At 34.7% G+C, this 24,840-nt stretch carries 22 protein-coding genes; 4 read left to right on the forward strand and 18 right to left on the reverse strand.

The window, feature by feature from the left end:
• Positions 1-14: 14 nt before the first annotated feature.
• From AB9K26_RS10445 to AB9K26_RS10460, 4 genes are read left to right on the forward strand one after another with little or no spacing between them, the layout of a single operon-like run.
• Complete coding sequence (locus AB9K26_RS10445) at positions 15-407, forward strand: DUF5367 family protein (protein WP_369972515.1); 393 nt, start codon at positions 15-17, stop codon at positions 405-407.
• Positions 404-889, forward strand: coding sequence for a DUF1772 domain-containing protein (locus AB9K26_RS10450; protein WP_369972516.1), 486 nt, complete (start codon positions 404-406; stop codon positions 887-889). Before AB9K26_RS10445 ends, AB9K26_RS10450 begins: the two co-directional genes overlap by 4 nt.
• An 11-nt stretch (positions 890-900) precedes the next feature.
• The gene (locus AB9K26_RS10455; protein ID WP_369972517.1) at positions 901-1,743 is read left to right on the forward strand and encodes an SDR family oxidoreductase; all 843 of its coding nucleotides are present in this window, start codon (positions 901-903) and stop codon (positions 1,741-1,743) included.
• A 9-nt stretch (positions 1,744-1,752) separates the two neighbouring features.
• Positions 1,753-3,243 (forward strand): serine hydrolase, encoded by a 1,491-nt coding sequence (locus tag AB9K26_RS10460; protein WP_369972518.1) that lies wholly within the window; start codon positions 1,753-1,755, stop codon positions 3,241-3,243.
• Between the two features lie 203 nt (positions 3,244-3,446).
• Here AB9K26_RS10460 and AB9K26_RS10465 read toward each other — a convergent pair whose 3' ends face one another.
• From AB9K26_RS10465 to AB9K26_RS10550, 18 genes are all read right to left on the reverse strand, one after another.
• Positions 3,447-4,088 carry a DUF6266 family protein gene (locus AB9K26_RS10465; RefSeq protein WP_369972519.1) on the reverse strand — a complete coding sequence of 214 codons (642 nt, stop codon included), beginning with the start codon at positions 4,086-4,088 and terminating at the stop codon, positions 3,447-3,449.
• 125 nt (positions 4,089-4,213) lie between these two features.
• The gene (locus AB9K26_RS10470) at positions 4,214-4,756 is read right to left on the reverse strand and encodes a hypothetical protein (RefSeq protein WP_229730288.1); all 543 of its coding nucleotides are present in this window, start codon (positions 4,754-4,756) and stop codon (positions 4,214-4,216) included.
• A 1,002-nt stretch (positions 4,757-5,758) separates the two neighbouring features.
• Positions 5,759-6,253, reverse strand: a complete 495-nt coding sequence (locus tag AB9K26_RS10475) for a heavy-metal-associated domain-containing protein (protein ID WP_051881039.1) — start codon at positions 6,251-6,253, stop codon at positions 5,759-5,761.
• A gap of 32 nt (positions 6,254-6,285) precedes the next feature.
• Positions 6,286-8,064, reverse strand: coding sequence for an efflux RND transporter periplasmic adaptor subunit (locus AB9K26_RS10480; RefSeq protein WP_054851355.1), 1,779 nt, complete (start codon positions 8,062-8,064; stop codon positions 6,286-6,288).
• Entirely contained in the window at positions 8,054-8,536 is a 483-nt protein-coding gene (locus AB9K26_RS10485; RefSeq protein WP_106688417.1) for a DUF305 domain-containing protein, read from the reverse strand. The genes AB9K26_RS10480 and AB9K26_RS10485 overlap by 11 nt, the downstream gene beginning before the upstream one ends.
• An 18-nt stretch (positions 8,537-8,554) precedes the next feature.
• Positions 8,555-11,056: a heavy metal translocating P-type ATPase gene (locus AB9K26_RS10490; RefSeq protein ID WP_369972520.1), complete on the reverse strand. Its 2,502-nt coding sequence runs from the start codon at positions 11,054-11,056 to the stop codon at positions 8,555-8,557.
• Between the two features lie 63 nt (positions 11,057-11,119).
• Entirely contained in the window at positions 11,120-11,575 is a 456-nt protein-coding gene (locus tag AB9K26_RS10495) for a heme-binding domain-containing protein (protein ID WP_027879800.1), read from the reverse strand.
• The gene (locus tag AB9K26_RS10500) at positions 11,576-12,178 is read right to left on the reverse strand and encodes a DUF3347 domain-containing protein (protein WP_106688415.1); all 603 of its coding nucleotides are present in this window, start codon (positions 12,176-12,178) and stop codon (positions 11,576-11,578) included.
• Between the two features lie 52 nt (positions 12,179-12,230).
• Positions 12,231-14,516, reverse strand: a complete 2,286-nt coding sequence (locus AB9K26_RS10505; protein ID WP_369972521.1) for a multicopper oxidase domain-containing protein — start codon at positions 14,514-14,516, stop codon at positions 12,231-12,233.
• 3 nt (positions 14,517-14,519) lie between these two features.
• Entirely contained in the window at positions 14,520-15,755 is a 1,236-nt protein-coding gene (locus AB9K26_RS10510; protein ID WP_369972522.1) for a TolC family protein, read from the reverse strand.
• Entirely contained in the window at positions 15,755-19,453 is a 3,699-nt protein-coding gene (locus tag AB9K26_RS10515) for an efflux RND transporter permease subunit (RefSeq protein ID WP_369972523.1), read from the reverse strand. The genes AB9K26_RS10510 and AB9K26_RS10515 overlap by 1 nt, the downstream gene beginning before the upstream one ends.
• A gap of 109 nt (positions 19,454-19,562) precedes the next feature.
• A complete protein-coding gene (locus AB9K26_RS10520; RefSeq protein ID WP_250432543.1) occupies positions 19,563-19,976 on the reverse strand; it encodes a hypothetical protein in 414 nt (137 codons plus the stop codon).
• 60 nt (positions 19,977-20,036) lie between these two features.
• Complete coding sequence (locus tag AB9K26_RS10525) at positions 20,037-21,989, reverse strand: heavy metal translocating P-type ATPase (RefSeq protein ID WP_369972524.1); 1,953 nt, start codon at positions 21,987-21,989, stop codon at positions 20,037-20,039.
• Between the two features lie 10 nt (positions 21,990-21,999).
• Entirely contained in the window at positions 22,000-22,206 is a 207-nt protein-coding gene (locus tag AB9K26_RS10530) for a GDCCVxC domain-containing (seleno)protein (RefSeq protein ID WP_120201171.1), read from the reverse strand.
• A gap of 5 nt (positions 22,207-22,211) precedes the next feature.
• Positions 22,212-22,799, reverse strand: a complete 588-nt coding sequence (gene merTP / locus AB9K26_RS10535) for a mercuric transport protein MerTP (protein ID WP_133355506.1) — start codon at positions 22,797-22,799, stop codon at positions 22,212-22,214.
• Positions 22,796-23,158, reverse strand: a complete 363-nt coding sequence (locus AB9K26_RS10540; RefSeq protein ID WP_369972525.1) for a DUF3703 domain-containing protein — start codon at positions 23,156-23,158, stop codon at positions 22,796-22,798. The genes merTP and AB9K26_RS10540 overlap by 4 nt, the downstream gene beginning before the upstream one ends.
• Positions 23,159-23,214: 56 nt before the next feature.
• Entirely contained in the window at positions 23,215-23,628 is a 414-nt protein-coding gene (locus tag AB9K26_RS10545) for a Fur family transcriptional regulator (RefSeq protein WP_062618769.1), read from the reverse strand.
• 2 nt (positions 23,629-23,630) lie between these two features.
• The gene (locus AB9K26_RS10550; RefSeq protein WP_062619728.1) at positions 23,631-24,836 is read right to left on the reverse strand and encodes an efflux RND transporter periplasmic adaptor subunit; all 1,206 of its coding nucleotides are present in this window, start codon (positions 24,834-24,836) and stop codon (positions 23,631-23,633) included.
• Positions 24,837-24,840: the final 4 nt, after the last annotated feature.

Genomic DNA, 24,840 nt, shown 5'->3' on the forward strand with positions numbered 1-24,840 from the left:
AAAACCAAAAAATTGTGATAACCAATCGACTATTTAGCATTGTATCTGCCATCCTAACTTGGACACTAGGTGTTAGCTTTTATTTACTGTCATTTTCAATCTCTATTCTTGAAAATCCAGAAAGACAAGCCAACATAATACTTGCATTAGGAATTATTCCAAGTGCTTGCTTGGCTACTTATTTGTTCTACAGAAAGGGTCAAATGAAACCTTCAGTATTGGCATTAATTTTCGCAATTACTGCTGTTGCGTTAGATGCATTGATCACAGTTCCTCTTTTCGTCATGCCTTCTGGTGGTAACTATCTTGGGTTTTTCTCAGATCCTGTGTTTTATATCATTCTTGTCGAATTGTACTTCATTGTTTTTTACTTCGGAAAACACCTAACTCTAAATTCAAAAAAATGAAAACCACAGTTTACTTTATCACCGTTTTATTGAACGCTCTTTCAGCTGGATTCTTCTTTGCTTGGTCTGCCTCTGTTGTTTTAGGGACAAAAAAAGTGGGCGATGTAACCTATTTGGAAGCGATGCAAAGTATCAATCGGGAAATCTTGAATCCTGTATTCTTCATCGTTTTCTTCGGAAGCCTGATCGCTTTAGTTGCAAATACTTGCTTTCAGTTTAATAACAGATCGGTTTTTTGGCTCATTCTAATCGCTACAGTGATATATTTCTTTGGCACTTTTGGAGTAACCGCTTTTGGAAATGTACCTCTAAACAACGAATTGGATGCCTTGAATATCAATCAATTGAATGCTTCTAAATTAAAGCGTTTCAGAACTTACTACGAAACCAACTGGAATCAATATCACAACATACGAACACTATCAAATTTGGTATCGTTCACACTATTATTAATCTCAATTTTTATCAAAAGAATATTTTAAATCAAATCATTATGAAAACAGACATTTTAGTTATCGGAGCAACCGGAAAAACGGGTAGCCGAGTCGTAAAACAATTACAAAACAGAGGAATCGAACCAAGACTAGGTTCAAGATCTGCCTCACCAAGTTTCGATTGGAACAACAAAGACACATGGATAGAAGCCATAGAAGGCATCAAAAAAATGTACATTACTTATTATCCAGATTTAGCCGTTCCTGGTGCTAAAGAAGCTATTGAAAGCCTGACATACTTAGCAAAAGAGCTTGGTGTTGAGAAGTTGGTTTTACTTTCAGGAAAAGGAGAAACCGAAGCAGAAGCTTGTGAAAAAATCATCATAAACTCTGGAGTAGATTATACCATCGTAAGAGCCTCATGGTTTAATCAAAATTGGAGCGAAAGTTTCTTTTTAGATCCCATTATTTCTGGAGAAGTAGCATTACCAATGTCTGATGTCGTAATTCCTTTTGTGGATGCCGATGACATTGCAGAAGTTGCAGCAACGGTTTTATTGGACGATGCATACAATGGAGAAATCATAGAGATCACTGGACCTGAATTGATTACTTTTAAGGACATCATTGAAATCATTGCAAAAACCAGTAACAGATCACTAAATTTCCATGACATTTCTTTACAACAATATGTTGAAGGTATGAAGCAAATGCAAATACCTGATGATGTCGTTTGGCTGATTGAATACCTGTTTAGTCATGTTCTTACAAATCCTAACAATCAGCAAATCACAGATGGTGTTGAAAAGGTTTTAGGAAGAAAAGCAAAGTCATTCTTGCAATACGCAGAAGAGACTGCCAAAACTGGAATTTGGAGTCCTATTGAAATTGAAGAACTTTAAAAATAAAACATGAATAAAATAATCTTAATAGTAAGCTTATCCATTTTCTTCTTTCATACATGTTCAGAGCAGAAGTCTGCCGATGAAGAATACATTGCAACAAAGATTGAAAATTACTTAAATGCCAGTACTAAGAATGGGTATTCTGGAAGTGTATTAATAGCCAAAAACGGTGAAATATTGTTGTCTAAAGGCTATGGTTTAGCAGATAGAGATCAAGACATTCCAATGACACCTCAAACGGTTTTCAATATTGGGTCCGTGACCAAACAATTTACTGCCGCTGCAATTCTGAAGCTTATGGAACTTGAAAAGTTAGAGCTTTCCAATAAACTTAAAGATTACTTTCCACAAGCTCCTATAGAAAAACAAGATATTACAATCCACCAGCTACTTACACATACCTCTGGAATATCTCCAAGAGCTGGTGGATTTCGATATGATGAAGCTTCTAAAGAGCAGTTTTTAAATGATTTTTATCGTTCAGATTTACTATACAAACCTGGAACAAAGCACAACTATGCTAATGCGAATTATATTTTATTGGCTGCCATCGTTGAGATCGTTTCGCAACAAGAATATGAAAGCTTTCTAAGAGACTATTTTTGGAACCCAATAAATATGAATCATACAGGTTATAAAAGTGTGAAGTATGAAAGTAAGCAACTAGCTCATGGTTATTATTTCGATGATGCTGATGGTGATTGGAAAGATTGGGGAACTACCAAAGATCATTTGCCTAAAAACAACAATCACTGGTACAGTATAGGTAAAGGTGACCTCTACTCTACTACAGAGGATTTGTTCAAATGGCATGAAGCTCTTGAGCAGAACAAGGTCTTGACTGCGGAAACAAAATTACTTATGGAAACAGCTCATGTAGCAGAAAATGAAGAAAACACCTCATTTTATGGATATGGTTGGGCCATATTCAACTCCAAACAAAACAAAAAAATTGTCACCCACAATGGTAGCAATGGAATCTATTTCGCAGAGTTCATAAGGTTTATTGAAGACGATTTGGTGATTATTGTTTTGTCCAATGTAAGACTAAACCGTCAATCTGAAAATGTCGCATGGCATATTAGTAAAATGGTATTTGATAAACACTATGAACCTAAAGCAATTCCGAAAAATACTTATGAATTGGTTTTTGATTTTATTAGTAGAAAAAAGCTAAATCATTCTAATGAACTTCCGCAATTTATAATTAATCAAACAGGTTTGCCTTTCAAAGACAAAGCCATCTTAAATAGAATTGGGTATAAGCAAATTTCTCAAAAAAAGGATTCTCTCTGGGGAATTGAACTCCTAAAATTGAACACTGTAATGTTTCCAAATGATGGAAATCTATGGGATTCATTGGGCGAAGGCTATTTTTTATTAAAGGACAAGGAAAATGCTATTTTAAGTTTTAAAAAGGCAATCGATTTAAGACCAATTGAAAATTGTTATTGGTGTGAGAATGCAGAAAAGCGTTTGAAGGAATTAAAAGAATAAAGAATTTCGATAATTGATTTATTTCCCGATGCAATATTTAACTATCCTTATGTCTATTGACGTTAAGGCATTTGGGCAACAAATAGGGTGCAAAAAATACATAAAAAGAATAAATAAAGAGTAAACATCAATAAATTGAGCTACTAATATAGCACAAAAAAAACCGCTCGATTAGAGCGGTTTCCAAATAAAAACACCAAGCATTAATTAGCTGTACCAGAGCCTAAATAAATACTGTTTGATACTTGACTACCATCAGCAGTAATAAACGCCATAAATAGCTCTACTGTATCTCCTGCATAAGTTGTTGGGATTGGAACAATTTGAGAACCAACAGTTCTGTCGGCTCCATCAAGTAAAGAAATAGATTCCTTTTTTGAGGGGTTGTAAACCAACAACATCGCTTTATCAGTTGCATTTGCGTTACCTTCGGCAGAGTTATCATCCCACCCAAAAGTTACTTCTCCAGCAGTTGCTAAATCAGTCGTTGGGTTTAACGCACCAGATAAACCTCCTCGACTTACTAAAGCGTTCGGATAGTCAACAACAAAGTTAGGTTCAGTACCTGTAATCGCATTATTCAACACATACGACATCGCAGCATTAAATTCTGTTTTCTTAACAGCTAACCCTTTATAACCTAACTTAATAAAAGGCTTTACAGCCTGTAAAAATTCTAAAGTGGCAGTAAACTTGGTTCTTTGGTTTACTTGACCAACAGTTCTTGGATTGGCTACACTTGAAGGTTTAATTCTAATGTAATCAATTCCTTTCCAGCTTCCACCGATAACGTTTCCAACCTTACCTGAAAGCCCTCCTAAAATACCTTGAGCAATTTTACCCATAACATAAATAATTTTAATGAAACATAATTTTCTTCGGACTTGGTACGGACTTGACACGAAGTTGTACCTACCGACTGAATATATGGCAAGTTTTATGCTATTCGTTAGATATGGATTTTGTTGCTTTAGATTGCTTCTTTTTGCATTTTAGAAAATAAACTTTGAATGTATGATACTTTCAAATCTGCCATTTTTGAAATGACTTTTTGAAGTTCGGCTTCTTTTTTACTAATCGCTGACACTATATTAATATGCTTTTGCAATTGAAATTCATTATTTATTAATGATATAAAACTATTTTTTAGAGTATTTCTGCAATCATCTATTGAAATAAACGGAATAACACTTCCTTTTAAATGGTAAGCGTAAAAACCGCCTATTTGTAACATCATAGATAAGTTAAAAAGTGTGTGTTTTACCTCTTCTGTTGTAGTAGTGACAACGAAACAGTTAGCACAGGATTTTAAGAGTGGTTTTCCGCTGTTTAGCCCTTTGTTTAGTATAAAAAAATGAGGGTTTGAGTAAGCTTTTCCGACTTGGTGTGTTTTTAGTTCAAAAGTTGACATAGCTATCCAATTTAAAATTGCTTCGCTACGCTTCGCGCCATTATTTTTTTTTGAAAAGAAAAAAGATAGCCATAGTTGTTGTGGCGTGGGTAAGGCTGTCAAGGTTTTTGGATAAAAGTTTTTTTATTGAATGACTAAATCAAAAAAAAAGGTATTGAAAAAAGTTTTATTCAAAACCCGTAGGGCTTGACCTTTATAGCCTTGTGCGGTTGGCAGAGGTAGCCACATATATTTGCCATCTTTTTTATTTTAAATTTTCAAATTAGTTAAACTTGATTGAAAATGCCTTTAACTTTTCTGGGGAATTAACACTTAAAAAAATAGGTTTTAGTACCGTACTGAGCGTTGGGTGAAGCGTTTGTATGGGTAGCATTTTAAATAGTTGTTTGATAAAACAGCATTTAAACAAGCTACTTATACAGGACTTTTAGACAATAGCTTATTGCTTTTTTGAGGCACGAGAAAAAGCAATATGCTATGGCGTAGCACTACACTTTATAAACCTATTTTTTTATAACCGCTGACTTGGGTGGTGGGGAAAAGTGGACTTTTAAATTTGTTAACGAAATGAAACAAACAAAGACTTGAGGTAAGGAATACTTGGACTTAACGATGGTTTTGTGCAGCTTGAATGAGATAACGAATATTATTATCAATTAACGTAACCCTTAAAATATTCAGATGTTTAATGTTTGTTCAAAATGTGGTTATATGTTCCGATGTGCGCGTTGGAATTTCGGATATTTTACATAATACCAGTTATAGCTACGAAAATATAAGAATGCTGCGATAGCAAACCCTTGAAAGGATTTTTGCTACTATAACTTGTATTATGTAACATAGCTTGGGTGAGTTTAGGGTTTTATGATATAATAATAACAGAATAGCTTATTGCAGTTTGGTTTGATTTTATGAAAACCAAAGCTGTAATATGCTATTACCTTAAAGACAAAAAAACGCTAAACTTGTTAGGTGAGCGGAACAACACAAAAGACAGAGGATTTTGAGCTTTCGACAGGCTCAAGACAAGGCAAGCGAAAAAACTGGGTTTTGGGTTGTGGGGAATAAAAAAGAGCCTTCCGAAAAAGACTCTTTCATTATTGCTTAATGGTCGTGATTTGAATGGTCATCACTTTCTTCTTCACCAGATTGATTCATCATCATTTCGTGGTCGTATTTACAACAACCTGGTAAACCATCATATGCTTCTTCATCACCTGCTACTTTTTCGGTATCATATCCTGAAGCTGCGATTGCTTTATGGATTGCCATTGCATCGGTTTTTGTATCATCAAAAGACACATCAATCTTCTTTTTATCGACATCCCAATTAGCACTTGCAACACCTTCAACACCGTTAGCTGCTTTTTCGATAGTGTTTTTACACATTCCGCAATTTCCTCTTACACCAAAAGACAGGTCTGTCATTGCCATATCTTTTGACATTTCAGTAGTTGTGGTTTCTGTTTCTTTTTTGGTTTCGTTTTTACAACTTGTTAAACCTAATGCTGCTATTACAGCTACACTTAAAATTACTTTTTTACTCACGTCGATTACATTTTTGTTTTTGTGTTCGTGATTTTTCTTTGAAAAATTCATTGTTTAAAATTTAATTGTTATTACTTGATTTATTATTCTATTACTTGTTTTACTTCACCACAGGTTAGCATTGCTTCGCCAAAGTATGGATTGATTACTTTTTCTTCTTTGCTTAACCAATAAGCACCATTATTGTTATCTGCCATTGGACAAAATTCTACATAGACCTTTTCATTGATACCAAATAGTTGTACAGCATTGATTAGATGTGATGATAAATGTTTAAAATGGTCTCTTTGTGATTTTATATCGGACGTTTCAGAAATTGAAGTTGCAGAAGATTTTATTTCGCCTTCTAATGACATCCAATGGTTATGCGCCTTATTATCTGACAACAATTTCATATCTACTTTGTTCAATTTATTTAATAAAGTTGTTGCGTTTGCTGAAGTACTTATTGAATCTTCTTTTACTAAAGCATCTTTTAAATTGATATACGCATTGTAAACACTATTTAACTGTTGTTGAAATTTCTCTGATACTTCCAAACGCTCATTCATATTAGTGTGGTCACTTTCTTTGTTAGATGCATTGTTATCCATACCTAAATGACCTTCGTGTCCAGTCATTACTTTACCACCATCTTTATTCATCATAGACTTTTTGCCTTGTAATTGTGCTGCTGCATCAACCGTAAATGTTCCGTTAGTCACTATTTCATTTCCAACAAATAAACCTTCTACAACTTCATATTCATTACCAATTTGATTGCCTAATTTAATTTCACGCATTTCAAAAATAGGTTGGTCTGGATTTGTTTTAAGGTACACCACAGAACGTTCACCTGTCCATAATACAGAAGATGCAGGAATTGATAATACTTCATCATTTTTAGCTGTACTGCCTTCAATATTTGCGGTTACAAACATTCCTGGTTTAAATACATCGTCCTTATTGCTTAAAACAACACGTAAGGTTACAGTTCTTGTTTTCGTGTTTAAAACTGGGTCAATGAAATCAACTTTACCTTTAAACTCTTTATTAGGATAAGCATTGGTTGTTATCATCACTTCCTGTCCTTTTTTAAAGCGGTCAATCTGATTTTCATACACATCAAAGTTTCCCCAAACTGTGTTGAGATTGGCAATTTTTAATAAGGGTTGTCCTTGTTTGATGTAATCGCCTTGCTCTACCAATTTTTCTGTAACAGTACCCGAAACGGTTGCATAAACAGGAAAGTTTTCTTTTACTTTTCCTGTTTCTTCAATCTGGTTGATTTGATTTTCAGAGAGTTTCCATAATTTCAATTTATTACGGACTGCTTTGTATAAAGCAGGTTGAGATTCTTTTAAAGAAGCTGCTGTGATTAATTCTTGTTGTGCTGCATAGAGTTCTGGCGAATAAATGGTTGCCAATAATTGACCTTTACGAACTTCTTCGCCTGTAAAACTCACATTCAAACGTTCAATTCTTCCAGCGAAATAACTTACCTGTACTGCATTGGCTTCTTCGTTTTCAGCAATTTTACCAGATAACTTTATGGTGTTGCCTTCAACATTTCCCTTGCCTACAACAGTTGTTTGAATATTGGCTAATGCCATCGCATTTTCTGTTAGTTTAAATTGGTCTGCCATTAAGCCATCACTTCCGCTTTCCGCAGGAATTAAATCCATACCACAAATGGGGCAGTCGCCTGGCTCTGGTTGCATAATCTGTGGATGCATAGAACACGTCCACATTTGATTGGTTGCTGCAACCGCATCGTGATTATGGTCTATTTCTTCATTTGATGAGCCACCAAAAAGCAACCAACCCAATAACACACCTACTACGAGTATGCCAATATATATGACTATTTTATTATTTTTCATTCTCTAATCGTTTTATCATTGCTTTCATTTCTTCTATTTCTTTACGTTGTGCTTTTATAATGTCTTCTGCTAATTTTTTAACTTCTGGGTCTTGAATATCTGCTCTTTCACTTGTTAAAATAGCGATAGAATGATGTGGTATCATTGCTTTCATCCATAGTACGTCACCAATGATTGGTGCTTGTGTTCTTACTAATCCTAATGCACCTACAAACAGGATAAAACTACCTGCAAGTATGGCTATGTTTTTCTTTCTATCATTATACATTTTTCGCATAAAAAACCACATTATTACTGCCATTGCTGAAATACCTAAACAGGTCATATAAAATCGGGTTAAGCTAAACCACACGTGGTCTATTGCATAGGTGTTTAGATACATTGTGATGTACATTGCTACAAATGAGCAAGCCAACATTATAAAGAAGGTTTTGTAATTTCCTTTGTTTGAGTGTTCTTTTGAATTTTCCATAATTATTTGATTTTATAGTTAAACTTTAATTGTTCTTAATCGTAGTGCATTTCCAATAACTGAAACAGAGCTAAAACTCATTGCTAAAGCTGCTATCATTGGCGAGAGCAATATTCCAAAGAATGGAAACAAAACTCCTGCTGCAATAGGCACACCTAAAGTGTTATAAATAAGTGCAAAAAATAGGTTCTGCTTAATGTTCTTCATTACAGCATTACTTAAATTTTTTGCTTTTACAATACCGTGTAAATCGCCTTTTACGAGTGTTATCATAGCACTTTCTATCGCTACATCTGTTCCCGTACCCATTGCAATACCTACATCACTTTTTGCCAATGCTGGTGCATCATTAATGCCATCACCTGCCATAGCAACTACTTTTCCATTTTTTTGTAGTTTCTCTACTTCTTTGAGTTTGTCTTCTGGTAGCATACTGGCTTTAAAATCTGCAAGATTTAGTTCTGATGCTACTGCTTTTGCAGTATCGTGATTATCGCCTGTAAGCATTATAACATCAATGCCTTTATCTTGAAGTGCTTTAATCGCTTTGGCACTTGTTTCTTTTATTTTATCTCCTATAACTACATATCCTACAACGGTTTCATCTATTGACAAATAAGAAACTGTTTTACCCTGTTTTTGATAAGATTTTGCTTCGTCTTTCATTTTAGAAGTAATATCTGCTTTGGCATATTCCATCATTTTAGGATTTCCTAATGCTACTTTTTTATCTTTTATTATAGCTTCAACACCTTTTCCTGTGACAGCACTAAAATCTTCGGAATTTAAAATTTCTGCGTTATGTTCCTTTCCATATTTAACTGTCGCTTCTGCCAAAGGATGTTCACTATTGGTATTTAATGAAACGATGTATTGAAGTAGCTCATTTTTGTTTAAAGTATCACTAAAAGCACCTACTGTTTCTACCGTTGGTTTTCCTTCTGTAATAGTTCCAGTTTTATCAACTATAAGTGTATTTACCTTATCCATTTTTTCAAGAGCTTCTGCATTTTTAATCAATACACCATTTTGAGCACCTTTGCCCACACCAACCATTACAGACATTGGTGTTGCTAAACCTAAAGCACAAGGACACGCAATAATTAGTACTGCTATTGCATTCACAAACGCATACACATAAACTGGTTCTGGTCCCCAAATAGACCATACAATAAATGTGATAATAGAAATAAGAACTACAACTGGCACAAAATAACCTGATACTTTATCTGCTAAATTTTGAATAGGTGCGCGACTTCTACTGGCATCATTAACCATATGAATGATTTGTGAGAGTAACGTATCACTTCCTACTTTTTCCGCTTTCATCAAGAAAGATTGATTCCCATTAATTGTTCCGCTACTTACTTTATCATCTTGAGATTTGTTTACAGGAATAGGTTCTCCCGTAATCATAGATTCGTCAATGGTTGTTTCACCTTCAGTTATCATTCCATCTACAGGAATTTTGTCACCTGGTTTTACTTTTAAAATATCATTAAGTTCTATCTCGTCAATACTGACTTCAACTTCTTCACCATCTACTATTTTTATGGCCTTATTAGGTGCTAATTTCAACAGTTCTTTTACTGCCGAATTGGTTTTACTATGGGCACGAGCTTCTAACAACTGACCTAAAAGCACTAACGTTAGAATAACTGTTGCTGCTTCAAAATAGACGTGAACTGCGCCTGATTCAGTTTTAAATTGTTCAGGAAATACATCTGGAAACAACATCCCAAATACACTAAATAACCAAGCCACACCTGCACCGATTCCAATAAGTGTAAACATATTGAGATTCCACGTTTTTATGCTTCTATAAGCACGCTCAAAGAACATCCACGTAGCGTAAAAGACAACTGGAATGGATAAAACAAACTGAATCCAATTCCAATTTTTTTGTTCCATTATATCATACAATGGATTGTTATTGAGCATTTCGCTCATTGCAATTAAAAAAATTGGTAAGGTGAATGCGGTTGCAATCCAAAACTTCTTTAAAAGTTTTTTATACGTTTTTTCCTCTGCTGAACTATCTGCTTCCATTGGTACTAAATCCATCCCACAAATAGGACACGAACCTGCTTCGTCTTTAATGATTTCTGGATGCATAGGACACGTCCATTGTTCTGCTGAAGTTGTGGATAGATTTTGTTCTTCCACCAAATCCATTCCGCAAACAGGACAATCGCCTGGTTCGTCATAAGTTTTATCGCCTTCGCAATGCATAGGACAATAAAATGTGCCTGTGCCTTTTCCTTTGGGTTGCACTTTCTTTTTATCTTTTGAATATTGATGTTGTTCACCTTGTTTATGAATGCTATATCTATCACCATCCTTTTTTAAGGCTTCTTGAAACTTTTCTATAGGAATATGCGATTCCATTTCTATGGTAGCTTCTGCCTTTTCTAAATCGACGGTTGCTTTTGAAACGCCTTCTACTTTAGAAAGTGTTTCCTCAACGTGACTGCGACAACCGTTGCAGGTCATTCCGTGTATGTGATATGTGTGTTTCATTGAATTTATTTTTTCTTTTCTTTAAAGAAAAATGAACTAATCCATTCTACTTATATCAGAATTTTAATTTAAACTATCTTTAATTTGTTTCATATAACCAATTATAAGTTCTTTTTCACCTGTCGATAAAAGGGCATTTTTGTGAATTAGCGTATAAGACCAAAGGGGCATTTCGCCATTTTCAATTTGATTGATGATGGATTTTAGTTTACTGTTTTTTCTTCTATTTGAATAATCATCCCATTCATTAAAATTTAATTCTGCCTTGCCTTCTTTGATATGGTCTTCAAGAAACCAGGCTACCGGTTGCACCTTATTGTACCAAGGATATATTGTATTGTTACTGTGGCAATCATAGCAAGAGACTTGTAATTTGTTCTTGATATCATTTGGGACATCATTTACCAACATAAAGTCGGTTTTTGGAACAACTTCACTTTGGTTGCGCGTTGTGGGGATAAATTGAATCCCCACAAACGCCACCAACAACACTATTGCTATGATTTTTAAAATCTTCATTTAGTTAATTTCCTTTTGGACTTTTCCACAGTTCAACATCTTGCTTCCATAATAGGGATTCTTAATATCCTTGCTCATACTTAACCAAGCTGAACCACCATCGTACATTGGACAAAATTGCTCATATAGTTTTACTTGTGTTCCTGTAATAGCTACCATATCAGTAATATCCTTACTTAAAACTTTAAAGTGCTCACGTTGATGTGCTATTGGACTTTCTGAAATATGTTCTGCGTGTTCCGTAGCATCTTCGATAATGTCCTTTAATTCTGATTGCTGGGCATCTGTAAATTTTGAAATGTCAAGCTTTCCTAATGACGTTGCGAGGGTTGCACCCAATTCTTTAGCTTTGGCATTATCATCTACCACTAAGGCATCCTTTAAGTTGAAATAGTCATTTAATATTGTTTGAGAATTTGTATCTCCATTCATTGCCATTTTCTTTTTCTTACCATCGTGATGACCATCGCTATTGTCGTGATTCATTTCTGTATTATGACCTTCATCGTTGTTATGTTCTTTTTTTGCGTCTTTACAAGACATTGTTGTTAGGCTTATAAAAGCCATTACCATAATTGTTGTTACTAATTTTACTTTTTTCATTTTGACTTACTTTTAAGATTAATATTTGTTTATATAAAATTGTTATTTATTATTAAAATCGAACTAATAGTCCGCCACCCCAACCATATCGGTTATTATAATTCCCTTGAATTGAAAAATTTCGAGATAAGATGTATGATGCTCCAATTAACCATTGCGTTTCACCTTCATAAGATTTGTTGTTTTCTAACTCATTAACCCATCCAAAATCTGCTCTGTATTCGTATTCTCCTTCGAGAAAAATTCTAGGAAAAATCAATAGTTCTCTGTCTAAACGTATTCTTGGGCGCAGTTGATGGTCCATACTCACATCGACATTAAATCTGTAAGGCGTGAAATATTTAACTCCAACCAATCCCACAGTATTGAATGTATCATAAGAATCTGGTGTTGAAGTTTCAGTATTTACGCCTGCATATACGCGTACCCAATCATTGAGATATCTGTTATAATTTACTTCTATCTCGGCATTTTGGTTATAATCAAACTCGGCACGTAGTGCAAATTCGTTACGGATGCTGCTTGACATCAATAAAAGTTCATTAAAGTTTGAACCTCCACGAAGCATTCCCCACGAATAGTAATGGTCTGTCTCGTCAATTAGGTTTTGTACTGGATAAGGTTTCATCCTTTCATCTCGTGGTGTATCATAGCTAAATACTCTTGCCATACCACCCATCATATGATATAGCACGTGACAATGAAAGAACCAATCACCATATTCTTCATTATAGAACTCTATAATTACTTTTTTCATCGGTGGTACATTTACGGTATGTTTTAATGGCGAACGCTCTCCATTTTCATTAATCACCCTAAAGTAATGCCCGTGCAAGTGCATTGGGTGGTGCATCATTGTCAGATTATTTAGGGTAATCCTTGTAACCTCATCGCTTTTAATTTTAATCTTGTCTGTTTCGGACAATGGTGTACCATTCATACTCCAAACATAGCGTTGCATATTACCAGTTAGATTCAGTAAAATTTCATTTACTGGCGCATCTGTCTTAAAAGTGGTGTTTTCCTTTGCTTTTAAAAAATCATAATTGAAATACGTTTTACGTGTATCATAATTAAATGAAGCGGTGTCCTTTTGCATTGTAGACATCATATGATTCATTGGCGTCGCATCCTTTTTCATTTCCATATTCATATCATTATCCATCTTCATCTGTCCGTCTTTCATATCCATCTTCATCTTCATTCCATATGTCTGCATCAAAAACTCTGGTGTTTTTTTCTTTTGATTGCCCACCATTGCAGGTGCACCCATCTTCATATCCATTTTTGCCATTTGCTTCATCATAGCCACTTTATCTGGTCTGTCTATTACAGTAGCTGGATACAATTTTCCGCTACCCAAACGGATTGAGGTGTTGCCAGAACCATCTTGGGCTGTTGCGGTAATTTCTAATGTACCTTCTGGGATAGTTACTATAACATCATAGGTTTCGGCAATTGCAAAAAGAAATCGGTTTTTATATTCTGGTGTTACATCTACACCATCACTCGCAACTATCATCGGGTTACCACCACCAAAATCCACCCAATAATAAGATGAAGCAGATGCGTTGATAAAACGTAATCGTACTTTTTCACCTGTTTTAAACTCTGAATATTCTGCAAGTTTTTTACCATTAGCTAAAAACGCAGGATAATAGACGTCCGCAATGTCTGCACCTTCCATTCTATCGCGCCAAAATTTGAATTGTGCGCCTAATGCACCTTCTTTAATAACTCTGCTTAATGGTACTGCTGTCCCTTTTTTAACCTGATACCATTCGTTTCCCCGTTTAAGGTTTCGTAACACATTCATTGGCTTTTCGTTTGTCCAATCGGAAAGGACTACGACTAAATCCTTATCATAGTCCAAGGTCTTTTCTTTAGGATGAATGACTATTGAGCCATAAACTCCTTTTTGCTCTTGCAACATCGTGTGGGAATGATACCAATATGTGCCAGATTGGTTTATAGGTATTCTATATTGAAATGTAGTATTTGCTTTTATAGGTGGCGTAGTTAAATAAGGTACACCATCATAAAAATTAGGAAGTATTAAACCGTGCCAATGTACAGAGGTTTCTTCATCCATTTTATTGGTTACATTAATAATAGCGAGGTCACCTTCTTTGAATTCTAATGTAGGTCCTGGAATTCCATCATTAATGGTCATTCCGTTTGCGGTGACACCTCCAAGCGTCATTTCATTTTTTTCTATGGTAAGGTTATATTCTCTAATTGGGCGTCCTTCTTCTTTTCTGTCTTCACCATTTGTTCCAACTTGGGCGAATGCCATTGAAGTTAAGAATAAGAGAAGTATTGTGTTAAATGTTTTCATTGTTTACTTAATTAAATAATTAATGATTGTACTTTGCACATAGTAAGTCTTCACAGATTCTATCTGGTTCATTTGAAACTTTAATTGCAACTCTTGAATATCCAAAACATCATTAAAATCAATGGTTCCTGTTTCGTAACTTTTGATTAAAATGTCTTCTGCATCTTTAGCCTGTTTTAGGTTTTTGGCTTGGGTAGCATAACTTATTCTTGCAGAAATGCGTTCGTTAATCGCCTTGTCTAAAAGCGTTTCCAATGCATTTAAACGTTCCTGTTTTTGAGCAGTAATTTCCTGCTGTTGCAAATCATTTTGTTTGGTTTGGGATTTATATTTCTTATTGAAAATTGGGATAGATACCGAAACCATTGGCATTACAATATCCTTTCCGTTATCGCTGAAATCCATATTTGGTCTTTCAGCAACATTGATATAATCTAATCCAAAACCAATCATTGGACTGCTTTCTTTTTGATTCAATAATTCTGATTGCTCTATGGATTGATAGAGTTTATCAAATTTTAGTAATTCAGGATGTAATACTAATTTTTCAAAAGTAATATCAAAGTCTTCAGAAGGTATCATTAAACTATCTACCACATTCACGGTAACATCATTACCTCTATTCAATAGATTATTGAAGTTAGTTTGTTCTGCTAAAAATTGTTGTTGCAACACATCTTTGAGTTGTTGCATTTCGTTTTGACGCATTTGTAAACGCAATACATCAACCGCTGATGCTTTACCAACCTCAACAGAAGTCAAAGCCATTGTTTCATAAGTTTCTAACAGATTGATATTCTCTGTTAATACCTTTTGTTTTGCTTTATTAGCATATAGTCTATAATAAGATTGTGAAACTGAAGACATTAGTTTTCGCTTCGCAATTACAATATCTTCATACTTAACATCTGCTAACGAACTAACGTAATTTTCTCTTGCCGAAATATTACCAAACCACGGTAACATTTGTTTTGCAGACACCTTAAAGCGTTGAGCACCTGTTCGAGTTTCTGGTTCACTTACAAAATAACCAACTCCAAATTCTGTATTAGGAACCGTATTTACTTCATTTACTTTTTCTGAAACCCTTTTGTATTGCAATTCAAATTTTTGAATTTCAGGATTGTTATCTAATGCTTCATTAATGAGCACATCTAATTGTTGCGCATTTCCTTTGAGAACAAAGATTAAAAAACAAAGAAAAATGACTGACTTTATGTGTGATTTTATATGTTTCATTATACTGTTCTTTTAAGTTTAACTTCTGCTTTCCAACTATATAAAACAGGGACTACAAATAGTGTTATTAAAGCGATTAACATTCCACCAAAACTTGGTATTGCCATAGGTATCATAATATCACTACCTCTTCCTGTAGATGTTAATACTGGTAATAATGCCAATATGGTAGTAGCAGTTGTCATTAAACAAGGTCTAATACGTTTTTCTCCTGCTTCTACTACTGATGCTCTGATTTCTTTTTTATTTTCTGGTGTATTTCTATCAAATGTTTGTGTTAAATAAGTTGCCATTACAACTCCATCATCGGTTGCGATACCAAATAGTGCAATAAACCCAACCCAAACCGCTACACTTAAATTAATGGGGTGCATTTGAAATAAATCGCGCAGATTTTCACCAAAGACATTGAAGTTTAAGAACCAATCTTGACCATAGAGCCATATCATTACAAAACCACCAGCAAAAGCAACTGCAATACCTGTGAATACCATTAGTGATGTCCCTACTGAACGAAATTGGAAATACAGAATTAAGAAAATGATTGCCAACGCTAAAGGCACAACAACCGACAAGGTTTTTTCTGCTCTTAATTGGTTTTCATACGTTCCCGTAAATTGGTAGTTGATACCTTTTGGGACTACCAATTCGCCACTATCTATCTTTTCTTGAATTAAGGTTTGTGCATTTTCTACCACATTGACTTCTGCAAAACCATCCATTTTATCAAATAACACATAGCCAACTAAAAAAGTGTCTTCACTTTTAATTACTTGTGGACCTTGTTCATATTTTATAGTCGCTAATTCACTTAAAGGAATAGGGCTTCCTTTTTCAACAGGCACATAGATTTGTTTTAAATCGGTTGGATTTGCTCTTAATTCTCTTGGGTAACGAACTCTAACACCATAACGCTCACGACCTTCTACTGTCTGTGTTAATACCATACCACCAACAGCCACTTTCAAAACATTTTGAACTTCCTCAATGGTTACGCCATAACGAGCAATTTTCTCTCTATCAATATCAATTAACAAATAGGGTTTACCTACAATACGGTCTGCAAAAACAGCTTCATCTTTTACACCTTCAGCTTGTTTTAAAATATCTTCTAATCGCATTCCAAACGCTTCAATTTCTTTTAAATCTTGTCCTTTTATTTTTATTCCCATTGGTGCACGCATTCCTGTTTGTAGCATTATCAATCGGGTTTCAATAGGTTGTAATTTTGGTGCTGATGTGACACCTGGTAATTTGGTGACTTTTACAATTTCGTTCCAAATATCGTCTGGTGATTGTATTTCTGGTCGCCAGTTTCTGTAAAACTCGCCATCATCGTCTGGGATTAGTTGTTCTTTTGCATTTAGAGATTGCCACGCTTCACGGTGTTCCGCTCGCAATGACATACCATTTTTTAATATGTATTCACCGTCTTCATTGACTTTGAAACGCTGACGTTCTCCTTTATCATTCAGCATATATTCTGGTTTGTATTGAATGATGTTTTCATACATTGATAATGGTGCAGGATCTAAAGCAGATTCAGTTCTTCCTGCTTTACCAACAACAGTTTTTATCTCTGGAATACTTGCTACTGCCATATCCAATTGTTGCAAAACGCGCTTATTTTCTTCTACACCCGAATGTGGCATTGAGGTAGGCATTAACAGAAAAGAACCCTCATTTAATGATGGCATAAACTCTTTACCTGTATTTTTCATTATGAAAAATCCTGCAATGACAATTGCTGTAGGTATGGAAAGAAATAATAATTTATTGTCTAAACACCATCTTAAAATACGTGTGTAGTATTTAATGAATAATCCAAATACACCTAACAAACCAAAACAAATAATAGCTACAAAAATGAGGTTTAAGAAGATGCTTTTATTTACGCCTAACGGTCGCCAATATTCTGCTAATAAGAATACAATTGCTGAAGCCGAAATGATGATGTTGGCAAAGTTTGCCTGTTTATCTGAAATCTTGTTTTGAAGATTCAATAAAGCTGTCACACCAAAAGCTATGAGTATTATTCCTAACCAATACCCGAAGTAAATAGCAGTTATTCCTAATACTATTAAAACACCGTTTAAAGCATATTTAAAATGTTTTTGAATGCTCTTTTTTCGGAATAAAAAGGCCGCAAACGGTGGTATTAGAAATAAGGCTACAATTATCGAAGCTGTTAATGCAAAGGTTTTTGTGAATGCTAATGGTCTAAATAATTTTCCTTCAGCACCAATCATTGTAAATACAGGAATAAAACTGATAATGGTTGTCATTACTGCGGTTACGATTGCTCCTGAAACTTCTGCTGTTGCGTTGTAAACGACTGTGTTTATTGGTAATTTGTTTTCGTTTTCGTCTAAATGCCTTATAATGTTTTCTGAAAGTATGACACCAACATCTACCATTGTACCAATTGCAATTGCGATTCCAGATAAAGCAACAATATTGGCATCGACACCAAAGAGCTTCATTGCTATAAATACCATTAACACCGCAACAGGTAATAGCCCTGAAATCAATACGGAAGCACGAAGATTAAATACCATTATGATAATGACCAAAATGGTAATGAGTATTTCTAAAGTTAAGGCTTCATTGAGTGTACCCAATGTTTCTTGAATCAATTCTGTACGGTCGTAAAATGGTACTATAGTTACTTGTGATGTTCTACCATCTGCCAACGTTTTTGTAGGTAGTCCTGCGCTTAATTCGTTTATTTTGGCTTTTACATTATTAATCACTTCCATTGGGTTAGCGCCATAACGTGCTACTACAACACCACCAACCACTTCTGCACCTTCTTTGTCTAAAATTCCACGTCTTGTTGCAGGACCTAAAGACACTTTTGCCACATCTTTAATTTTGATAGCTGTGTAATCTTCTGAAGTTACAACTGCATTTTCGATGTCTGCTATGGATTTCACATAACCCAAACCACGTACCAGATATTCGGCTTGATTGATTTCTAAAGTCTGTGCTCCAATATCTCGGTTACTTTCTTTAACTGCTTTTACAATATGGTGCAAGCCAATATTATATTGACGCATTAACTCTGGGTTTACATCAACTTGATATTCTTGCACGTAACCACCAATAGATGCAACTTCAGATACACCACTTGCAGATGACAATGCATATTTTACATAGTAATCTTGAATACTACGTAATTCGTGCAAATCCCAACCACCCGTTACATTTCCATTTTCATCACGACCTTCGAGTGTGTACCAAAATATTTGACCTAATCCTGTAGCATCTGGTCCCAACGCAGGATTAACACCCTCTGGTAATAAACCACTTGGTAAGGAATTAAGTTTTTCGAGAATACGACTTCTACTCCAGTAAAATTCTATGTCTTCTTCAAAAATGATATAGATACTTGAAAAACCGAACATAGAGGAACTACGAATGGTTTTTACTCCAGGAATACCCAATAATGATGTGGTTAATGGATAGGTAATTTGGTCTTCTATATCTTGTGGTGAACGACCATCCCATTTTGTGAATACAATTTGTTGGTTTTCACCTATATCTGGTATGGCATCTACAGCTACAGGATTACTTGGTAAAAAACCTGTATCCCAATTAAATGGAGCATTAACAGTTCCCCAACCTATAAAAAGGACGAGTAGCAGAACTGCTACGAGTTTGTTTTCTATTAAAAATTTGATGCTTTTATTGAGCATTGGCTTTGATTATTAAACAGTTAGACATTGGTGTTACGACAACACCGAATACAGCGAATTATCCTTACGACATTGCAGTCATAGGATAACACAGTCTATTGTTTAAAAATCAAATTAAATAGGTCTCGTCAATCTTGTAGATACGCCTTATGACGAGTGGCGGTTTGTATTCTTCGTAAGCCGTTACGTTTTTTTCTAAACCTTCAAAAAGGTTGATGTAAGTATATACAAAGGATGCAATGAATACTTGTTGCTCAAAAGAAATTTTATCAATGGTAAGTTGTAACTCATCTTGACCTTCAATTGATAATTGCTTATTATCACAACAATTTTTCTTGGTGATTGAACAGCTTTCTGTTGAAGGGTTGCCCATTTCCATTCCGCAACCTTTTACATTTTTTAGAAATGCTGTTTCAACCAAAGTACCGCCACAATAATGCATATTGACCGTAAATGACAATGTAGAGAATAACACTACAAAAGCCATTGCGAAAGCCATTATTTTATGCAATACTTTTTTCATTGTAATTGCAAAGTTACGAAATTTTAACAAATACTTATTTAATTAACAGAAGTTTAATGCTCAACTCCATTTCATTTTCTGTAACCTTACCGCATTTAGAATTGCTAATAAAGCCACGCCTACGTCTGCAAATACAGCTTCCCACATTGTTGCCAAACCTCCTGCTCCCAAAATCAGTACAATTACTTTAATACCAAAAGCCAAAATGATATTCTGCCATACAATTTTTCGAGTGGAACTGCCTATTTTAATAGCTCTCACTACTTTTGAAGGTTGGTCGGTTTGAATGATAACATCGGCTGTTTCTATGGCTACATCGCTACCTAATCCGCCCATTGCTATACCTACATCACTTGCTGCTAAAACAGGTGCATCATTAATACCATCACCAATGAAGGCTACTTTATTTTGTGGATTTTTCTTTAATGCTTCAACTTCATTTAATTTATCCTCTGGCAATAAACCTCCCTTGGCATTTTCTATTTTTAAATCCTTTGCCACTTGTTGAGTTATGGAATCTTTATCTCCTGAAAGCATCATTATTTTTTTAATCCCTACCCTATGTAAACTTGATATGGTTTCTTTAGCATCCTCCTTTAATTCATCTGCTATGACTACATAACCTGCAAATTGATTATCGATTGCAACTAATACTATCGATTCTACAATAGATTCCGTTTCAGTTGGAACATTGATACTATTGGCAATCATTAAGGCTTTGTTACCTACTAATACAGTTTTACCGTTTACAATACCTTTTAATCCTTTACCTGCAACTTCAGAAACCTTATTTGCTTCAAAATTGTTGGTTTCTTTCTGGTATTCCATAATAGCTTTAGCAATGGGATGTGTGGACTGTTCTTCCATAGCCATTAAATACTTCATAAAATCAGATTCATCCCAACCAACAGTTTTTATTTCCTTGATTTTAAATACACCTTTGGTAACTGTCCCTGTTTTATCCATTACCAATATATTTATCTTGGTCATAGCGTCTAAAAATGAAGCACCTTTGAATAATATTCCATTTTTTGAAGCTGCTCCCAATCCACCGAAATATCCTAATGGAATTGAAATTACCAACGCACAGGGACAAGAAATTACCAAGAAAATTAATGCTCTGTATAACCAATCTCTGAATACATAATCATCTACAAAAAAGTAAGGTATAAAAGTAACACCTATAGCTAAAAACACTACAATTGGTGTGTAGATACGAGCAAACTGTCTAATAAATAATTCTGTTTTAGATTTGCGTTCTGTCGCATTTTGAACCAAGTCTAAAATTCTCGCAATAGAACTATCTTCAAACTTATTGGTTACCTCAACTTCAATAACGCTTTCTAAATTAATACTACCTGCATAAACCTTGGCTTCCTTCTGAATAGAATCTGGTTTGCTTTCGCCTGTTAATGCTGCGGTATTTAGTGATGCTTTGTCGGATAGTAGAATACCATCTAAAGGAATTTTTTCACCTACACGAATTTGAATTTTCTCTCCTATGTTTACATCATCTGGCGAAACACTTTTATAGTCACCATCTCGAAAAACGTTAGCTTCTTTTGGACGAACATCCAATAATGCTTTTATATTTCCTTTTGCTCTATTAACTGCTGCGTTTTGAAATAATTCTCCTACTGCATAAAATAGCATTACTGCCACACCTTCAGGATATTCACCAATGATAAACGCACCAATGGTGGCAATAGACATTAAAAAGAACTCGGTAAAAACATCGCCTTTTATAAGACTTTTCCAACCTTCTTTAATTACAGGAAATCCAACTGGAATATATGCTAAAGTGTACCAAACTACTCGAATCCATCCTTGAAATTGAGGAATCGCATCAAAATAATCTACAGCGATACCTACCATTAACATAACAAAACTTATGATAGCAGGAATGTATGTTTTGAATGCACTTCCATTACCGTGATTATGACCATCATCGTGAGAATGTTGTGCTTCTGAATTTGGTTTTAAATCTTTTAAATTGATTTTCTTTTTTTTCATCAAGTTAGTTTTAACAACAACTTTTGTTTTGTTGAATTGGTGGACAAGGAACTGTACCATAAGAACAATACACACAACAATCTCCTTTGTTTGGTTTTAAAACTGTTTTACATTTCTCACACTCGTAAAAGAATTGACAGGCATTTGTTGGCATATCTTCTTCCTTTTTATGACCACAGGTTGGGCAAGTGATTTCAGATTTTAATATAGTTTGCATCAATTTTAATTTTTATCAGTTACTTTATAACCTGTAGAATTAATTGCTTTCTCAATTTCTAATTCATTAGTTTTAGTTTGGTCATACTCAATGATTGCGTTACCATTCTTGTATGATGTTTTTGAGTTCACAATTCCGTTAAGTTTATTTACTTCGTGGTTTACGTGAGCTTCACAACTGGGACAAGTCATTCCACTTATTTTATACTCTGTTGTTTTGATATTTGATTTATCAACGACAACAATTTGTTTCTCTGAATTTGGATAAAACATACTTGAGTAGTATGGAAATGCCAACATCACTATTGCGAATACTGTTACAACTCCTAAAAAGGTTTTTGACTGAATAAATTTTGGTTTTTTATCCGTTTCACATTCACAGTCGATTTCTTTTTCTGGTTTTAATTTTTGATACCAAGCAAAGAGAAGAACTAATATAGTTAGCCCTATTAAGTAAGGTCTAAATGGTTCTATCCAAGAAAAAGTTGAAGCTACACCACTTGTTCCTGCAATTAATGCCAAAACTGGTGTGATGCAACACAATGAAGCTGTGATTGCTGTTAGGATACTTGTAACCGCTAATTTATTTTTCATTCTATATCTAATACTTTTTCAATGTCATTTGGAATAGGCATACGTTTTAATGGTGGTACGTTTGCGCCACCTGTATTACCAAGAGGAACGTGATTTATAAATGATTTCCAGCCACCAACAAGCAATCTAATAATTTGACCGAATACTTCTTTAGTATCTTTTTGTCTAAATCCAAACTTTAGCATTAGCCAATGTGAATAGGTATGCTCTATAGGATAAGATTGTCCTATTATATGACTACGTTCTAAATGATACCAAGCATTGCTAAAATGCTTATTTTCTAAACAGAAACTGTATAGTTTTAATTCTTCGTTATACGCCTGTTTCAGATGTTTAGGTATTTTAGTATTAAACTTCATATCCACTAATTTTGGATAAATGTACTTTAATAGTAAGTGCAATGGAAGTGCAATTATTAGCCACTACACTTATCGCAAATACCTTTTACCACCAAATTTACATTCTCTGACACAAAACCATCAGGTACTTTAATTTGCGGTATTTTATGTTCTGTTAGGCAAATCGTTTCATTGCAATTGTTACAATGGAAATGTAAGTGTAAATCGGTTTTTATATCACAATTACATCCCTTTTCGCATAACGCATATTTTGTTATCCCTGTGCCATCGTCTATTTGATGTACAATATCATTTTCCTCAAAAGTTTTTATTGTTCTGTAAAGCGTTGTTCTATCTGCTTTTCCAAAAGCATTTTCAATATCACTTAAGGTTACTGCAACATTCTTTTCCGCAAGAAACTTATAAATTAGCAACCGCATTGCTGTTACGCGAATATCTTTTGACTCTAATACTTGTTCTATCGTTTCCATAATTAATGAGCGTGTTCTGCTTCTCCTTTTTTCATTTCTGCTATAAGGTAATACGCATTATTGTAAGCAAATTTGGTATTAGCGGATACTTCTTCTGAAAAAGTAACTTCAATCCAATCTCCATCTTTTTCTCCAGTTATTACTTCTACAGGCTTAAAAGCCCAAATTTCACCTTCTTTTTCTATCGTAAAAACAAAAAATCTATCGCCATCTTTTACAATGGCACTTTCAGGCAATGCCTTTGTTAAAGCATTATCGGTTTGTATTCTTCCTTGAATGTACATACCTGGAATGAGATTACCTGATTTATTTTCTATTTCGGCGTGCACGTGAACCGCTTTAGGGTTGTCTTCAAAGGTTTTGCTTACCGAGTAAATCTCGGCCGTAAGTTCTGCATCTGGTATGGATTGCACACTAAAAGTTACCTTTTGCCCTTGTTTTACTTTATAGACATCTTTTTCAAACACCATTAAATCTGCGTGCACGTGGTGTGTGTTTACAATCTCGAACAGTTCAGTTTGTGGTTCTACATATTGCCCTGTCTTAACCTCGACTTTTTGCACAAAACCTTCAATGGGGCTTCGTAGCGGAATTTGTTGAGCGATACTCCCATTACGAACTGATGCTGTATTGATATTCAAAATTTTCAGTTGAGCTGCCAAACCATTTACTAATGCAGTTGAACCTTTGTATTCTGCTTCTGCCTTTTGGAAATTAGCACCAGATCCTACTCCTGCATCGTATAATTTTTTTTGGCGTTCGTAATTTTTCTTTAAAAGTTCGCTATTGCTATAAGCGTTTAGGTAATCGGTCTGTAAGGCTATAATATTTGGATGTGACAAATAAGCCACTACCTGACCTTTTTCAACTTTATCGCCTTCAATGACTTTTATGAATGTTACATTTGCTCCTATAACAGAAGTAATAGCAGCTTCGTTTTGGGGTGGTACTTCCAATGTGCCGTTTGCCTCAACATAGCCACTCATATTGCGTAAGCCCAAGGTGTCTATTTTCATTTTTAAGGCATCAAACTGTTGCTGATTAAGCGTTACTTCGCCTTCTTCGTGGTGTTCTTCATTTTCACTGGTTTGTTCTGTTTTATCGTGAGAAAGTCCATCATTTTCTGAATGGTCTTTTTTATTGCCACAAGACACCATAAAAAGTGCTGCAAAAATGACTGCGATGTATTTGTATGCTGTTTTTTTCATAATG

This window comes from Psychroserpens sp. XS_ASV72 (assembly GCF_041224425.1).
Lineage (GTDB): Bacteria > Bacteroidota > Bacteroidia > Flavobacteriales > Flavobacteriaceae > Psychroserpens.

Bases quoted from the DNA above. Each gene is read 5' to 3' on its own strand.
- AB9K26_RS10460 (WP_369972518.1), top strand. From the start codon at position 1,753: ATGAATAAAATAATCTTAATAGTAAGCTTATCCATTTTCTTCTTTCAT.
- AB9K26_RS10515 (WP_369972523.1), bottom strand. From the start codon at position 19,453: ATGCTCAATAAAAGCATCAAATTTTTAATAGAAAACAAACTCGTAGCA.
- AB9K26_RS10510 (WP_369972522.1), bottom strand. From the start codon at position 15,755: ATGAAACATATAAAATCACACATAAAGTCAGTCATTTTTCTTTGTTTT.
- AB9K26_RS10465 (WP_369972519.1), bottom strand. From the start codon at position 4,088: ATGGGTAAAATTGCTCAAGGTATTTTAGGAGGGCTTTCAGGTAAGGTT.
- AB9K26_RS10500 (WP_106688415.1), bottom strand. From the start codon at position 12,178: ATGAAAAAAGTAAAATTAGTAACAACAATTATGGTAATGGCTTTTATA.
- AB9K26_RS10520 (WP_250432543.1), bottom strand. From the start codon at position 19,976: ATGAAAAAAGTATTGCATAAAATAATGGCTTTCGCAATGGCTTTTGTA.
- merTP (WP_133355506.1), bottom strand. From the start codon at position 22,799: ATGAAAAATAAATTAGCGGTTACAAGTATCCTAACAGCAATCACAGCT.
- AB9K26_RS10480 (WP_054851355.1), bottom strand. From the start codon at position 8,064: ATGAAAAATAATAAAATAGTCATATATATTGGCATACTCGTAGTAGGT.
- AB9K26_RS10505 (WP_369972521.1), bottom strand. From the start codon at position 14,516: ATGAAAACATTTAACACAATACTTCTCTTATTCTTAACTTCAATGGCA.
- AB9K26_RS10540 (WP_369972525.1), bottom strand. From the start codon at position 23,158: ATGAAGTTTAATACTAAAATACCTAAACATCTGAAACAGGCGTATAAC.
- AB9K26_RS10475 (WP_051881039.1), bottom strand. From the start codon at position 6,253: ATGAATTTTTCAAAGAAAAATCACGAACACAAAAACAAAAATGTAATC.
- AB9K26_RS10490 (WP_369972520.1), bottom strand. From the start codon at position 11,056: ATGAAACACACATATCACATACACGGAATGACCTGCAACGGTTGTCGC.
- AB9K26_RS10550 (WP_062619728.1), bottom strand. From the start codon at position 24,836: ATGAAAAAAACAGCATACAAATACATCGCAGTCATTTTTGCAGCACTT.
- AB9K26_RS10495 (WP_027879800.1), bottom strand. From the start codon at position 11,575: ATGAAGATTTTAAAAATCATAGCAATAGTGTTGTTGGTGGCGTTTGTG.
- AB9K26_RS10450 (WP_369972516.1), top strand. From the start codon at position 404: ATGAAAACCACAGTTTACTTTATCACCGTTTTATTGAACGCTCTTTCA.
- AB9K26_RS10455 (WP_369972517.1), top strand. From the start codon at position 901: ATGAAAACAGACATTTTAGTTATCGGAGCAACCGGAAAAACGGGTAGC.
- AB9K26_RS10525 (WP_369972524.1), bottom strand. From the start codon at position 21,989: ATGAAAAAAAAGAAAATCAATTTAAAAGATTTAAAACCAAATTCAGAA.
- AB9K26_RS10485 (WP_106688417.1), bottom strand. From the start codon at position 8,536: ATGGAAAATTCAAAAGAACACTCAAACAAAGGAAATTACAAAACCTTC.
- AB9K26_RS10530 (WP_120201171.1), bottom strand. From the start codon at position 22,206: ATGCAAACTATATTAAAATCTGAAATCACTTGCCCAACCTGTGGTCAT.
- AB9K26_RS10545 (WP_062618769.1), bottom strand. From the start codon at position 23,628: ATGGAAACGATAGAACAAGTATTAGAGTCAAAAGATATTCGCGTAACA.